The organism is Oligella ureolytica DSM 18253 (genome assembly GCF_000373745.1).
In the GTDB taxonomy this organism is placed as follows: Bacteria; Pseudomonadota; Gammaproteobacteria; order Burkholderiales; family Burkholderiaceae_B; genus Oligella; species Oligella ureolytica.
Genome location: NZ_KB892290.1, coordinates 37,918 through 52,840 on the forward strand (window position 1 = coordinate 37,918; position 14,923 = coordinate 52,840).

15 protein-coding genes are annotated in these 14,923 nt (G+C 47.7%); 1 reads left to right on the forward strand and 14 read right to left on the reverse strand.

The window, feature by feature from the left end; all coding sequences use genetic code 11:
* Nucleotides 1-16 precede the first annotated feature (16 nt).
* The 14 genes from flhB to B092_RS15590 form a co-directional block, all read right to left on the reverse strand.
* Nucleotides 17-1,183 carry a flagellar biosynthesis protein FlhB gene (gene flhB, locus B092_RS0104210; RefSeq protein ID WP_018573998.1) on the reverse strand — a complete coding sequence of 389 codons (1,167 nt, stop codon included), beginning with the start codon at nucleotides 1,181-1,183 and terminating at the stop codon, nucleotides 17-19.
* Between the two features lie 152 nt (nucleotides 1,184-1,335).
* Entirely contained in the window at nucleotides 1,336-1,995 is a 660-nt protein-coding gene (locus tag B092_RS0104215) for a protein phosphatase CheZ (RefSeq protein ID WP_018573999.1), read from the reverse strand.
* A gap of 22 nt (nucleotides 1,996-2,017) precedes the next feature.
* Nucleotides 2,018-2,428 carry a chemotaxis response regulator CheY gene (cheY, locus tag B092_RS0104220; RefSeq protein WP_018574000.1) on the reverse strand — a complete coding sequence of 137 codons (411 nt, stop codon included), beginning with the start codon at nucleotides 2,426-2,428 and terminating at the stop codon, nucleotides 2,018-2,020.
* A 61-nt stretch (nucleotides 2,429-2,489) separates the two neighbouring features.
* A complete protein-coding gene (locus B092_RS0104225; RefSeq protein ID WP_115148624.1) occupies nucleotides 2,490-3,557 on the reverse strand; it encodes a protein-glutamate methylesterase/protein-glutamine glutaminase in 1,068 nt (355 codons plus the stop codon).
* 29 nt (nucleotides 3,558-3,586) lie between these two features.
* On the reverse strand, nucleotides 3,587-4,411 hold the full coding sequence (locus B092_RS0104230; protein ID WP_018574002.1) for a CheR family methyltransferase: 825 nt from the start codon (nucleotides 4,409-4,411) through the stop codon (nucleotides 3,587-3,589).
* Nucleotides 4,412-4,414: 3 nt separating this feature from the next.
* Nucleotides 4,415-4,891, reverse strand: a complete 477-nt coding sequence (locus B092_RS0104235; RefSeq protein WP_018574003.1) for a chemotaxis protein CheW — start codon at nucleotides 4,889-4,891, stop codon at nucleotides 4,415-4,417.
* Between the two features lie 2 nt (nucleotides 4,892-4,893).
* Nucleotides 4,894-6,939 (reverse strand): chemotaxis protein CheW, encoded by a 2,046-nt coding sequence (locus tag B092_RS0104240; protein WP_018574004.1) that lies wholly within the window; start codon nucleotides 6,937-6,939, stop codon nucleotides 4,894-4,896.
* Between the two features lie 9 nt (nucleotides 6,940-6,948).
* Nucleotides 6,949-7,281: a hypothetical protein gene (locus B092_RS0104245; protein WP_018574005.1), complete on the reverse strand. Its 333-nt coding sequence runs from the start codon at nucleotides 7,279-7,281 to the stop codon at nucleotides 6,949-6,951.
* Nucleotides 7,265-8,833, reverse strand: coding sequence for a flagellar motor protein MotB (gene motB, locus B092_RS14945; protein ID WP_018574006.1), 1,569 nt, complete (start codon nucleotides 8,831-8,833; stop codon nucleotides 7,265-7,267). Before motB ends, B092_RS0104245 begins: the two co-directional genes overlap by 17 nt.
* 11 nt (nucleotides 8,834-8,844) lie before the next feature.
* Nucleotides 8,845-9,708 carry a flagellar motor stator protein MotA gene (gene motA, locus B092_RS0104255; RefSeq protein ID WP_018574007.1) on the reverse strand — a complete coding sequence of 288 codons (864 nt, stop codon included), beginning with the start codon at nucleotides 9,706-9,708 and terminating at the stop codon, nucleotides 8,845-8,847.
* A 270-nt stretch (nucleotides 9,709-9,978) separates the two neighbouring features.
* Complete coding sequence (locus tag B092_RS13655) at nucleotides 9,979-11,415, reverse strand: methyl-accepting chemotaxis protein (RefSeq protein WP_018574008.1); 1,437 nt, start codon at nucleotides 11,413-11,415, stop codon at nucleotides 9,979-9,981.
* Nucleotides 11,416-11,569: 154 nt separating this feature from the next.
* A complete protein-coding gene (gene flhC / locus B092_RS13660) occupies nucleotides 11,570-12,169 on the reverse strand; it encodes a flagellar transcriptional regulator FlhC (RefSeq protein ID WP_018574009.1) in 600 nt (199 codons plus the stop codon).
* On the reverse strand, nucleotides 12,162-12,518 hold the full coding sequence (gene flhD, locus B092_RS0104270; RefSeq protein WP_018574010.1) for a flagellar transcriptional regulator FlhD: 357 nt from the start codon (nucleotides 12,516-12,518) through the stop codon (nucleotides 12,162-12,164). Before flhD ends, flhC begins: the two co-directional genes overlap by 8 nt.
* A 1,122-nt stretch (nucleotides 12,519-13,640) precedes the next feature.
* Nucleotides 13,641-13,778 (reverse strand): hypothetical protein, encoded by a 138-nt coding sequence (locus tag B092_RS15590; protein WP_169333958.1) that lies wholly within the window; start codon nucleotides 13,776-13,778, stop codon nucleotides 13,641-13,643.
* Between B092_RS15590 and B092_RS13665 the strand changes: the two genes are divergently transcribed.
* Nucleotides 13,741-14,799, forward strand: a complete 1,059-nt coding sequence (locus B092_RS13665; RefSeq protein ID WP_232244314.1) for a TRAP transporter substrate-binding protein — start codon at nucleotides 13,741-13,743, stop codon at nucleotides 14,797-14,799. The two genes, B092_RS15590 and B092_RS13665, sit on opposite strands and share 38 nt — an antisense overlap.
* The last annotated feature ends 124 nt before the right edge of the window (nucleotides 14,800-14,923 follow it).

The window sequence follows — 14,923 nt, forward strand, 5'->3', positions numbered from 1 at the left end:
AATATATACCGGCACTTCAGGCACCGGCCCGGTCTGGCGCCATTTTATGGGTATAAGGGTCCAGCTCTGGCGGCACTGGCAGGTTAACGGGTTTAACCGGTGGTTCTGCCACCTCCCCCTGCCGGAACTGGCGCAATTGGTAAACCCAGGCCAGCACCTGTGCCACAGCGGTAAACAGGGTGTCAGGAATGGGGTGTTCAAGCTCGACATGGGTATATAAGGCACGTGCCAGCGCAGGCTGTTCAAATAAAGTTACATGGTGTTCGCTGGCTATTTCACGGATTCGGCGGGCAATTTCACCGGTACCCTTGGCAACCACAACCGGAGCGGTATTGCCTGCTTCCTCATATTTAAGGGCTACCGCATAATGCGTCGGGTTGGTTACCACCACATCTGCCGTTGGCACCTGGCTCATCATGCGACGGCGCGCCATTTCCCTTTGCTGCTGGCGAATTCTTCCCTTAATATGCGGGTCCCCTTCATTTTCCTTGAATTCGCGCTTGACCTCTTCTTTGCTCATACGCAGTTTTTTAGCGTGGGAAAACAATTGCCAGGGCACGTCTATCAGGGCCACAATCAACAAAGAGGCAATAATCGTTGCGCAGCAGATAATAACGATTTCCATGCCCGCTGCCAAAGAGCGTGGCAGGGACAGGTGGGACAGGGCCAGCATTTCAGGCAGATAATGCCTGATGGTAAGTACCCCTACCCCACCAATGACGCCCGCTTTGGCCAGGGTTTTGAGCAGTTCGACCCAGGTCGCGGCACTGACCATGCGCGCAACCCCTTTCAGCAAATTCATGCGGCTGAATTTGGGCTGCAAGGCCTTGCCTGAAAACACCAGCCCGCCCAGCGCCACCGATGCGGCAATCGCGACAATAGCCAGAAGCAGGAACAGTGGCAGCAAGCCCGTCAATACATGCAGAAAAGCGTCAAGCATGCCAGGCGCAAGCGTTTCAACACTGCTTTTCGGCCCCCAGTCAAAATGCATGGTGGTACGCATAACATAGGAAAGGCGCTCATAGAGCCACCCGCCCATTGCCCATAAACCACTGACACCACACAACAGAATAAGACAGGTATTCAATTCGCGCGAACGCGCAACCTGCCCCTCTTCCCGTGCTTTTTCAAGTCGTTGGGGGGAGGCGGCTTCGGTTTTTTCCAGATCGCTATCTTCTGCCATACCCGCTGCGTAAAATCAATATTGCTTTTTCTATCCGGATGAATAGGATGGCACTTAGTTTAACCATTTTTCAAGGGGGCTAATCAGGCGAGCTAAGCGTAAAAAACCGATTTCCACGGCTGTTATGTTTTTTATTATTTCCCTGCCCGGCTTTAAAAACCCAGCTTTGCCAGTAAATCATCAACCTGTTGCTGGTTCTGTACAGTGGTATCGTCTGCCGGTTCAACTGCCGGGCCATTCAGCAAGGCGGCATCCCCTTCAGGTTCCGGCTCTTGCCAGTGCCCCTTGCCTTCCGGGATATTATCACTTAACACCTGCAACAATTCCTGCTCTACCCGCTCTATCAGGACGGTTAGTTTACCGGAAACCTGGCCGGTCAAATCCTGGAAACTCTGGGCGGTAATGATTTCAATCATGGCCTGGTCAAGCGGTTTGATTTTTTCCCTGAAACCATTATGAAACGCCTTGATTTCATCTAGCAGGCCGGCGGGCAACAACACCCGCCCTTGCCCGTCTTCTGACAGCGCATTGATTTTCTCGGCCAGACTCTGGTTATCACGTTTTAACGCAGACAAGTCATCCTGCACTTTTTCCGTGCTATTCAAGACCGTGTTGGCCGCCTGCTCTGTTAATGAAGTGATATAACGAATACGCGAACGGACATCAGGCATGGCCTGGGTCGCTGCCTGAACGGCTGGTTCAAGCCCGAGTTCACGTAAACTGTCGCGCAACATGCGCGTGACATAGGCAATCCTGTCGTAAACCGGTTCAGTACTGTTTGGTTTTTCTTCCGGCTGGTCAAATTTTGTCATGCTTGTTCTCCCGGGGCGGTTATCAGCCGCCACTTCCCATGCGGCGTTTGGCTTTTTCAAAAACCTTGCCCAGGTTTTCTTCCAGGGTCGCCGCCGTAAAAGGTTTCACCACATAGCCATCTGCACCGGCTTTGGCCGCACTAACGATATTTTCACTTTTGGCCTCTGCCGTTACCATAAGAACGGGCAACTGTTTAAGCTTGTCATCGGCGCGGATTTCCTTGAGCATGCTTAGCCCGTCCATCACCGGCATATTCCAGTCGGACACCACCAGGTTATAGGCAGGAATGGCACTACGCAGTTTACCCAGGGCCTGCGCACCATCTTCGGCTTCATCGACATTTTCAAAACCAAGATCTTTCAGCAGATTTTTGATAATACGACGCATCGTTGGGAAATCATCAACAATGAGAATTTTAATATTTTTATCCATAAAACTTAATATTCCAAATTTAAATTTTTTTCATTTAACTTACCGTCAAACGGATGCCGGTTTATTTTCTTTTGCCTGAACGGTTTTGGGCCAGTCCCTTGAATAAGCGCTCACCTATTTTATCCAGTGGCACGGCTTCATCGGCAGCCCCATTATGCAACGCTTCTTTGGGCATGCCAAATACGACCGATGAGGCCTCATCCTGAACAAAGGTATCAGCCCCGGCCTGGCGCATGGCCAGAAGGCCATCGGCGCCATCCCTGCCCATACCGGTTAAAACGATACCTGTCGCCCGGCGTCCGGCTTCTTTGGCTACGCTATGGAATAATACATCAACTGCGGGTTTATGACGGTTGACCGGTTCCGAATCAATCAAGACCGTCCGGTAATGGGCACCCACCTTGCGTATGGCCATATGGGCGACACTGCCGGGTGCCAGATACACATGCCCCCACTCCAGGACTTCATCGCCCTGTGCCTCATGGACGGTAAGCGCACAACTGCGGTCCAGCCTTTGCACAAATGAGGCGGTAAAACCGGCTGGCATATGCTGGGTAATCACAATAGGCGGACACTCGGCCGGCAAGCGGGTCAAAACCCGTGTCAGGGCCTCGGTTCCTCCGGTAGAAGAGCCAATGGCAATCACCCAGTCCCTGGACATGCCTTTGATCGCACTTTGAATACGTGGCAAGGGCTTTTCTGCCGGCGCATGCCCGTAAGTTTGCAGTCGTGCCTTGCTGGCCGCACGTATTTTGTCAGCCACTTCATTTTGATAGGCAGCCAGGCTTGTACCCGACTGCTCGGTGGGTTTGGGCACGATTTCAACCGCCCCCAGCTCCAGTGCACGCATGGAAACCGCAGAATTTTCCTGGGTTAACGCTGACACCATTACCACCGGCATGGGCCGCAAACGCATCAAGCGCTCAAGAAAATCAAGCCCGTCCATTTTGGGCATTTCAACATCAAGCGTGAGAACATCCGGATTCAGCTGCTTGATCATGTCACGGGCAACCAGTGGATCGGGGGCCGTGCCCACCACGACCATATCCGGTTCCGCGTTTATCATATCCGTCATGATTTTGCGCATCAGGGCAGAATCATCAACACACAACACTTTAATCGGATTTATTTTGGATTCAATCATATTCTTAATGACAACTAACTGCTATTTCTCTGGTAAACAGTCTGGCCCAGTAAAGTAAATTTATCGGTTACTGATGCCAGCGTTTCCGAGTGCCCGATAAACAAAAGCCCCCCGGGTTTCATGACACGGGCAAAACCGGCAATCAGCCTTATTTGCGTATCACGATCAAAATAAATCATGGTATTGCGACAAAAAATCACATCAAACAGATTCTTGTGGGGCCAGGAAGGCGAAATCAGGTTCAATTCTGAAAACTCGACCCGGCTGGCCAGTGCCGGCTTGACCCTGGCTTTTCCTTCAAAGCTGTTAACACCCCTTAAAAAATGCCTTTTCAGGCGTTCCGGGGAAACACCGTTGAGCTCGCCAAGATTATAAACCCCTGCCCGCGCTCTTTTCAGGGCATTGGAATCGATGTCTGTGGCGGTAATGACCGGACATACCGTATGTTCACCAAGCACCTCATTGAGCACCATCGCCATGGAATAAGGCTCTTGTCCGGTAGAAGCGGCGGCACACCACATTTCACAATTGGTACGGTGCTTTTCCAGGTATTGCGCCAGCATTTCAAAATGATGGGGCTCACGGAAAAAAGCCGTATGGTTGATTGTAAAAGCATTAATGAAAGACTCCCAAACCGGGTGCTTGTCATTATTTGCGATTTCATTCAAAAAAGCGTCAATGGAAGAAAACCCATACTGCTTGCATAAACCAAACAGCAAACGCTGGCTGGACTTCATTTTATGTTCGCCCACAATAATACCGGTGCATTGCTGCAATAATTGCATGGCACGTTCAACCTGCCCGCCCGTTACGCCAGCCTGGGCTGTCAGCATATCCATTGCCTACTCCAGTACGATGTCATCAAGCACCCAGTGCTCGTGATCAACCAGTTTTTCTACATCAACTATTTGTAATAATTGGTCTTTATAGGTTGTTAAGCCAGTCAGGTAAGAAGCCGGATCATTAACATTGGGCGGTGGTTCTATCGTATCGCGCGCAATCAACTCGACATTGGAAACGCTATCCACGACAATCCCCACAATGCGGTCAGTCAGCCCCAGAATAATAACGACCGTCTGGCTTGAATAAGCGACTTCTTCTACCTCGAGCTTGATGCGCAAATCAATGACAGGAATAATTTGCCCACGCAAATTAATCAAACCCTGTATGTATTTGGGCATATGGGCAACCCGTGTCACATGCTCCTGGTGATATTCCCTGATTTCCTGTACTTTAAGAATATCAATGGCAAATTCCTGTCCGCCTACGCAAAACACCAGACAGTGATAATTCAGTTCCTGTTTTTTTTCCTGGCTCATATTTAATTCTCTCTTAACTGTATTGATTGTCCCTGCCCCTGCTCATAAGACATGAATCCCGTCTGGTTCTGCTCAAGAATGGTGGCTGCGTCAAGGATCAGGGCGACACTCCCATCGCCCAGGATGGTTGCGCCAGATACCCCTGCCACCCGTTTAAAATGGGTTTCAAGATTTTTGACAACAATTTGATGTTGCCCCAATAACTGGTCTACCGCCAAGGCATAACGGCTTTTACCAACCTGCAATACCGCCAGGATCGAGTCTTCCAGACTATGCTGGGCGCCGGGAATGGAAAAAATTTCCCATAATTTAATAATGGGCAAATGCTCACCCCGCAGCAGCAGCAAGGCTTTGTTTTCTTCAAGCAAACGGATTTGATCTTCTTCGGGTTGCAGGCATTCAACAATATGGTTCAGCGGCAAAACAAAACGCTCGCTCCCCACCTGAACCGACATACCATCCATAATGGCCAGCGTGAGCGGCAGGGAGATGCGAATGGTTGTTCCTTTACCCCGCTCTGATTCGATCTGGGTCAAGCCACCCAGTTCCTGGATGTTACGCTTGACTACATCCATGCCAACACCACGCCCGGAAACATCGGTAACTTTTTCCGCAGTTGAAAAACCGGCTTCAAAAATAAGCTGGAAAGCCTGGTCATCACTCATGCTATGGGAAGCGGGCAAGCCTTTTTCAATGGCCTTGTCAATTAATTTGGCACGGTTCATGCCGGCACCGTCATCACTAACCTCAATGACAATGCGGCCACCCTGATGCTGGGCACTGACCGTGATGGTTCCCAAAGCATCTTTATCATTGGCAATGCGTTCTTCAGGCAGCTCGATGCCGTGGTCGATACTGTTACGGATGAGATGGGTCAGCGGGTCAATCATGCGTTCAATCAGGCCCTTGTCCAGCTCGGTGCCGCCACCCAGGGTAACCAATTCAATTTGTTTACCCAATTTGCCTGCAGTTTCCCGAACCAAACGCGGGAAACGACCAAAAGCATAATCCATTGGCATCATGCGCAAAGCCATAATCGCTTCCTGCAAGGTGCGTAACGCCGCTTCCATATGTTCGATATTCTGCAATAAATCGGCATGCGCAATCGGGTCAAGGGATTGGCTGCTTTGCATCAAGATGGCCTGGTTAATCACCATTTCACCCACCTGGTTTACCAATTGATCCACTTTCTGTACGTGCACCCGGATGCTATTGCTTTCCTTGGCCGAAGACGCAGCCGGGCGGGGTGAGGTTTTTTTATCTGGTACAGCCACTGCCACCGCTTCCTCCTTTTTTACCGGTTCCGGGGCGGGCAAGGCTTCTTCGCTGACGGCTATTTGTGATTCATCAATCACAAAGCAGCAAACCGCAATAATATCGTCGGGCGAAAGCGCTGACGTTATCCAGTAGTGATAATCATTGTTTTCATGGGCTTCTTTAACATGGGTACCCATGATACCCAATTCGTCCTTCAGCGAAAGCCGGTCTTTTTCAGGTAAATTGAAAAGCGTTACCTTGTACAGTTTTTCGCCGTCAGGCACCTGGATGGGTGCATCTGCCGTACTGGCCACCGCCTTGTTTGCAGGCTCTGTCACTTTTTCTTTGCCAGCCAGGGGCTTGGTGTCCACCCCGGCTGTGACAGCTTGGGCCGTTTTATTTTCAGCAACCTGGGCCAGCATTGCCAGCAATTTGTTTGCATTCTCCGTGTCGGGTTCCCGCTGTTCCCGGTAGGCCTGGACCAGATCCCACAGGACATCTTTGGCCTTTAAAAACACACTGATTGATTCATGCGTCAAAGGTAATTTATGATTGCGGATAAGATCAAGGATGTTTTCAAGTTTATGCGTGGTATTGACCAGGTCATCAAATACGCCAAATGCCGCTGCCCCGCCCTTGATGGAATGGGCGCAACGGAATATGGCGTTTAATGATTCATGATCGGGCACGGCCGGATTCAAAACAAGGAGCATTTCCTCCATGCTTTGAAGCAACTCTTCTGCCTCATCAAAAAACGTATCGTGAAACTCACTTAAATCTGGGCTACTCATACCTTATTTTCACTGATAGAAGTTATTGCGGTTGATCTTGCCAGAATCAGGGTCCGCATTAATCGGCTTTGTGGATGAGTCCGGGTTTGCCGTTCCGTCTTTTGCCTGCCGCTTGCCGGCCTTGGATTGGCTGCCCGTTTTTACGGACCGCACGATCACTGGCTCGGCCAGGAACATCTGCTGCTCAAGAGGCTTCAACTGATCTGGCATGGCAGTTTTTCCCAAAGGTACCGCCGGTTTTGCGGGAGCCTTGATCGGTTCTTTAGGAGCCGCTCCTGGCAAAGCCTGCGCTTTTTTCGGAACAACCACTTCAGGTTTTGTGCCTTTAACGGGTTTCTCCACTTTCGGGTTTCTCCACTTTCTTATCAGTATTAACGGCAGGTTTTTCCATTTTCTTTGATTTTTCTGGCTGATTTGTTTTTTCAGCCACTTTCGCGTCGGTATTTTTCCCTGTTGGCTGTTTTGTTTTTTCTGCTGTCGCGGCTGTTTCCGCTGCTTTTTCAACAGCAGGGGCTTTTGGTTGCAATGGTTCTTCAGGTGTTTTTTCTGCTTTGGTTTCCTGCTCAATCACCGGTTCAGGCATGATTGCCGCTGCAGCCGTGCCTATAATAGAACCAATAATGGTATCTGCCGTATGGGGCAAACTGAAAGCCGTACTGGCTGATGCCGATGATGCAAAAGAGGGTTCCTCAAGCACCTGTTCAAACAATGAAAGGTCTTTTTCAAGCCCGTTCACCATTAACACCGGCACTTTTGAAGCTGGATTCTGCATTTCAGCGCTTACCGGAACCACTTCAGTTTCGGGCATATTGTTGTGGCTGGTTTGCACAATGCCTGAAGATGCAGGGATGGGCTCATCTGCCACTTGAGGAATGGCAGGCTTATTCGTCCCGGCCTGGGCAAGCGCGGGTAAATACATGGAAGAAACCACAGGCGAGGATTGAAGTGGGACATAACCCAGCTTGGACTGGTTTTTATGATCATTTCTTTCCCTGGTCTGCTTCAGCGTTTCATCTATTTCTTCCTGGCTCAGGCCCGGCACCGCATTCAAGCGATTAAGCTCGGCCTCTGCCTCTTCATTAAGCACAACGATACTGATACGCCGGTTAATAGGCGCATACGGGTCATCTTTAACCAGATTAATGGTTGAGGCCAGGCCCTGAATCCGCCTGACCTTGCTTTCTTCCAGCCCGCCATTAACCAGCGCCTGCCTGGCCGAGTTGGCACGGTCTGCCGACAGTTCCCAGTTACTGTAAGCGAACTCACCCGTCACGTATTGCGTGGCGTCAGTATGTCCGCTAATGGAAATACCGTTGGGTATTTCATTAATCAGCGGGCTTAGTTCTTTCAAAATATAAATCATTTCCGGATGCAGGCGGGCACTGCCAGTTGCAAACATGGGCCTTTTCTGGTCATCAAGAATCTGTATACGCAAGCCCTCACTGGTCATATCCATTAACATCTGCGGCTGGTACTGCCTTAAATCGGGCTTTTGCTCTATCAGCTGCTCCACTTTGGCTTTCAGGTTTTCCAGGCGCGCACGGTCCCTGCCCTGGCTGTCTCCCCTGCTGTGTTGCGGAATCAGCTGGGCAGTATCGGGCAATGCCGCCTTGTTTGGAATGGGGGTAGGCGCCCCACCCGGAATAACGCTTTTGCTGGCAGGAAGATAGGGGTCGCCCGTAATGGCTGAAATCAGGGGGCGTCGAAAGTAGTCAGCCAGCTCTTCCAGCTCACTTTTTGGCACCAGGGATAGGATCCACATAACCAAAAAGAAAGCCATCATGGCGGTCATGAAATCGGCATACGCAATTTTCCAGGCGCCGCCTGAATGACCGCCCTCGTGGGACACCCGTTTTTTACGGATAACAATACGGGGTTCATTGGGTGATGACATATCCGATGCGTTTATTTAATTGACTTGGATGCCTGCATTTGCTCTTCCAGCTCAGCAAAGGAAGGACGAACCGTGGACAGCAGGACTTTTCTGCCAAACTCAAGTGCAACCGGTGGCAGATAACCCTGCATATATGCAAGCAGGGTAACTTTGATACACTCAAGGGTTTTATAGCTTTCGCTCTTGCGGCTTTCCAGGGCATCGGCCAAAGGATAAACAAAACCATAGGCCAGCAAAATACCTAAAAACGTACCGACCATCGCTTTTGAAATGAGATCACCCAAAATAGCGGGAGGCTGGTCAATGGCAGCCAATGCCTTCACCACCCCCAGAACCGCAGCCACAATACCAAAAGCGGGCAAGCCATCGCCAACCGCCCTTAAACCTTTATGCGGCACGTTCAATTCACTGCGGCAGGTTTCAATTTCTTCATCCATGAGTTGCTCCAGCTCAAAGGAGCTCATGTTACTGGTAATAATCATGCGAAAATAATCACAGATAAAATTCAGTATGATTTTATCTTCAAGCACTAATGGATATTGCGTAAAAATATCGCTGGATTCAGGCTCTTCAATATGCGACTCGATTGCATTCTTGCCTTCACTTTTGGACTTTCTCATTAAAACAAACAGACAGGAGAGAATTTCCAGATACAAGGCTTTGTCATATTTGCTTTTTTTCATTAATTGCAGAATATCCTGCAACAACAGTTTAATTGCGTTCAGACTGTTTGCCGCAATATAGGCCCCCAGGGCGGCACCGCCAATCAAGACCAGCTCAAGTGGCTGGTAGAGCGCGGACAGATGCCCCCCCATACCCACATAGGCGCCAAACACACTAAGCAGAACGACAACATAACCAATAACAACTAACACGATAACCCCTTAGCAGAGCCCCCTTAAGGCAGACAAGATAAAAACTTCAGTTTACCGGGAGACCTTGCAAAACATAAGGAAGAACAACAGAGAAAAACCACCTTAATTCAGTTTTTAACTGAACTACCCCTGCATATTATTCAATACACCGATTGACTGTTTCAGCTCCAGGGCCTCGCGGGCCAGCTCTGATGCAGTCTGTGACAGATTCTGCACCATGGCGGAATTCTGGTGCACGGCATGATCCATCTGGTTGACGGCCAGGTTGATTTACTGCAACCCGCTTGACTGTTCGCCCGAAGCTGTTGAGATTTCAGCCATGATATTGACCATATTCTGGACGGAATCCATGACATCTTTCATGACACTGCCTGCTTCTTCGGCCAGTCGTGAACTTTGCGTAACATCTTCCACCGAAGCCTGCACCAGCATTTTGATTTCCTTGGCCGCTTCCGAACTTTTCTGGGACAGATTGCGCACCTCGGCTGCCACCACACCAAAACCACGTCCCGCATCACCGGCACGGGCCGATTCCACACTGGCGTTAATGGCCAGCAGATTGGTCTGGAAAGCAATGTCTTCAATAATTTTGACAATGCTTTCAATTTTGCGCGAACTGTCATTCATTTCAGACATTGAACGAACCACCTGGTCTACTTTCTGGCTACCATTTTCAGCCACCTGTAAGCCATTACCCGCAATCGTATTGGCAGAGCGGGCATTGTCCGCGTTCTGTTTAACCGTCACCGTGAGCTCTTCAAGACTGGCGGCCGTTTCCTGTAAGGAAGCCGCCTGGTCTTCGGTTTGCATGGACAGGGTACGACTGTTTTTTTGCAGGCTACTGACAATTTCAGAGTTGGCATCTGCACCGGACATGACTTCCGCACTGATTCCAATCAGGGCCTTACGCATCATATCCAGATAGAAATACAGCTCTCCCATTTCATTATCAAGTTCGGTATCAACATTGATACTTAGATTGCCTGCGGAAATCTGGCGGATAATATCGGCCGCACCCTGAATGGGGGTGATAAGGTCCTTGGCAATTTTGCGTACATATAATGCAATCAGCAGCGCCCAGACCACCATCAAGCCAACCAAAGCCTGCGAACCGCCCGGCATTTGCGTACCGTTTACCGCCATCCAGGTTGGCAACGCCAGACCAGCCACTGCCAGCACACCCAGACGCATCAGGCCGGGTACAAATCCCTTGCGGAAAATGCGCGTACTGGTGGCGATCCATTTCCTGATACCAACAGGCCGTTTTTTACCCTGGCTGATGGTGTAGGGAATACGCTCGCCATTATTGATCTGACGGTAAAAAGCATCAGCCCTGGCAATTGCTTCGGGCTCGGCCTTGATGCGAACCGAAGCATAGCCGGTTACTTCATTATTTTGAAAAATAGGCGTTACATTGGCCAGCACCCAGTAAAAACCACCGTCTTTGCGCCTGTTTTTTACCAAACCGCTCCACGGTTTTTTCGCCTGTACCGTATCCCATAAATCTTTAAAAGCCAGTTCGGGCATATCAGGGTGACGAATGACATTATGTGGTTTGCCAATCAGCTCATCACGCTCAAATCCGCTGATTTCAACAAAGGCGGGATTGCAATAGGTAATGCGACCTTTCAAGTCGGTTTTCGAGATCAGGTACTGATCATCTTTCACCAGCGTTTCTATGTCGTTAACTGGCAAGTTTTTACGCATAATTCAAGGCTATCCATTCAGATGAATTATTTTCAATAATATTTTTCTATGCTTATGCAAGAGTTAACGACACGTTTTCCGAACTATTTAGTTTCTACGTTCGTTTCCGACCGGCTTGCATTAGCCGCAGATAAGCATAATGGGTTCTGTTGCACTAAAATTTGCCAAAATAGTCTTCCTGTTTTCTAAGCATTCCAACAATACGGGCTGGCGGTTTGCACATGACGCAAACAAAGTCGCTTTCCAGCTCATGCTTATGCGTTACAAATGAGGCACTGCAAACATTGCAGGCCGACATTTGCATTTGGCCACTGTTAAAAAAACGCACCAGCATCCAGGCCCGGGTAAAACTCAGCACCGGTTCTTTGCTGTCGCTATCCCATGCCCGCCTGACTTCATCGTGCTCAAGATAGAGGGTATAGGCATCAATAATTGCCTGAATATCCTGTGTTTCAGTATGGGTAACCAGATTCAGGTAAATGCTGTAAAAAAGGGTCGCATGAATATTCTGGTGAAAAGACATAAACCAATCGGTAGAATATGGCAGCATGCCTTTGGGTGGCGAACAATGATGTATTTCATGATACAGCCGTGAAAGCCTGTCACTGCTTAATTCCGTTTCGGCCTCAAGTATCTGTAAACGGGCGCCCAGCTGAATCAGCTGATTTGCCAAGGCAATATCCATGCCGTCTTTCAGGACACTTTTGGGTTTTGCTTTAGGCTTTGCCTTGGAGGCTGTTTTTGTTTCACACATAAACGTCGCTAATCACCTGATTGGGTTTTTGCTGGGCCAGCATGACTGAAGCCTGGACCTGTTTCAATGTGCCATTCATTCCGTCTTTGGTAAGCGCTGTGAGCAAGGCAATATCATTCAGGCGGAATCCGCAAATTAAGGAGTTTGAAGAACTCAAGGACAATACTTGCGCGGTTGTTAAATTAACCAGCAATGAAGCGACGTCTTTATCAAGACCCAGACGGTACATGCCTTTGGAAAAATCATCCCGCAACATGCGCTGGGCAAGCAAAAGGTAGGATAAATTCACTTCCCTTATTTCATTGATTAGATTATTTTCCGAAACAAAAGGAGAAACACTGCTATTCATAATGCCAAATCACTTTCTTTGGTTGAATGGAGAATAATTTTTGTAAAACACTTTAAATAAAAACTACCCGTGTTTATTTGTAAAAAGCAGTACTAGGGCACATGACTTTTTACTTCAATGCATTAAGCAGGCCAGCAAACAACTAAATGGCCCTAGCCAATTTGTAACAAATAGCCGATATTAATAAATTTGATTACAAAAACAGAAAATTGAATCTGCAAAAATAACAACTATTACCCTTCCCGATAATTTACCAAAATTAACATTTTAGGGGATATAACAAAGTATAGATCATCTTTACCAAGGATTTTTATTGCAAAAACCAATCGAACTGTTAGCATTTGTTAATTATATCTAAGGGATAAGGCGAAAACAAGGTAACAATAAGAAGCAAAGAATAAGCCTCCCCCTATATGTAATGGTAGAAATTTTGATTTAATATAAAATTGTTTTTAATTAATTAAAATATTAATTATTGTTAATTTTAGGGATAACACTGATTTTAAAAGGGAATTTAGTATAAACAAATAAATCAAAACTAATTTTCAATTTTAAAAAAACCGCAAAAATCAGTATTATTTTGGTTTTGATCTATATCAAGCATTTTTTATTTTCATCTTAATGTTGCAAAAAAAACAAATAAAATGTAAATAATTTTTAAAATTTAAAAACTTTATAATACTCTGATTCCTCTATGAATCATTTTATACTCAAAATATGATACATAAATTATTTAAAGTTAAACATGATAAAAAAGAGCTATTTCCATGCTTTTTTTAAAGTTTATTTTTATCTGAAACTATTTCTGACACCAATCTGAAAATCCTTCTGGTGGCAATCGCAATATTTCCATCCGGAAAATCCACTACCGCACAAAGCATATACAGAGCTTTTTTGAATGCGTGGCTGTAATACACCTATTTACACCCGTTAAAAGCGAATCCGGTTATTCAGCAGCCATTAAAACCCAATAAAAATAGGCATTTATCCTAATCCGATTAATCTTGACAATGAATAATAGAGTGCGTATAAATTTAATTGAAGTCGAAGTCTGTAGCACACAACAAGCCATATTAATTATCACAAGTTGTATACGCCACACAGGAGACAACCCATGGCAAATTAAAGGTCTGTAAAAAAACCGTCTGGCCGCCAATCACCAGTAGATTCACGACGTAAATTTCTCGGAGGCGCTGCCGCCGGTACGGCAGCAGCCGTCGGGCTGGGTTTCCCGGCTATCGTCAGCGCCCAAACCCCCATCAGTTTCCGTTTCCAAAGTACCTGGCCAACCGTGGATATTTTCCACGAATACGCACTTGATTTTGCCAAGAAGGTCAACGACATGACCGGTGGTGAATTTAAAATCGAGGTGCTTCCAGCCGGTGCTGTCGTACCGGCTTTCGCATTACTGGATGCCGTTTCCAAAGGCACGCTTGATGGCGGCCATGGTGTTCTGGGTTACAGTTATGGCAAACAGAATGCACTCGCCCTGTTTTCTTCCGGACCGGCCTATGGCATGGATGCCAATATGCTGCTGGCCTGGTTTAAATATGGTGGCGGTAATGAATTACTGGTTAAGCTTTATGATTCTATCGGCGGTAATGTGGTTTCATTCCTGAGCGGGCCAATGCCTACCCAACCTTTAGGCTGGTTCAAGAAACCCATTGCCAAGGCAGATGACCTGAAAGGGTTAAAGTTCCGTACCAATGGCCTGGCGATTGACCTGTTTACTGCCATGGGCGCAGCCGTTAACGCCCTGCCTGGTGGTGAAATTGTACCCGCACTTGATCGTGGCCTGCTTGACGGTGCCGAATTCAACAATGCCTCTTCCGATCGCCTGCTGGGTTTTCCTGATGTGTCAAAAGTATGCATGCTGCAAAGCTTTCACCAGTCTTCGGAAACATTTGAAATCACCTTCAATAAAGATAAATACAACGCACTGCCAGACAAAATGAAGGCTATTATTGAAAATGCCGTTGAAGCCGCCTCTGCCGATATGTCATGGAAAGCCATTGATCGTTATTCAAAAGACTATGTCAAACTGAAAACCGATGACAATGTCAAATTCTATAAAACGCCCGATGCCATTCTCCAGCAACAATTAACCACTTGGGACGATATTGTTGCCAAAAAAGCGGAAAGCAATCCTTTATTCAAGGAAATTGAAGCATCCCAACGTGCCTTTGCTGAACGGGCGCTAACGTGGGATATGGATACCAATAATAACCGCCGTATGGCTTACAACCATTATTTTGCCCGGCCTGCCGTCAAGAAATCATGAACCGCCCCGGGATTGTCGGAGACTCATTTTTCTGAGAGAATACGACAATGAAAACACGAAACTATACCCCTGAAATGAAAGAGCGAGCCGTCCGTATGCTAATTGAAGCTAAAGACGACTACCC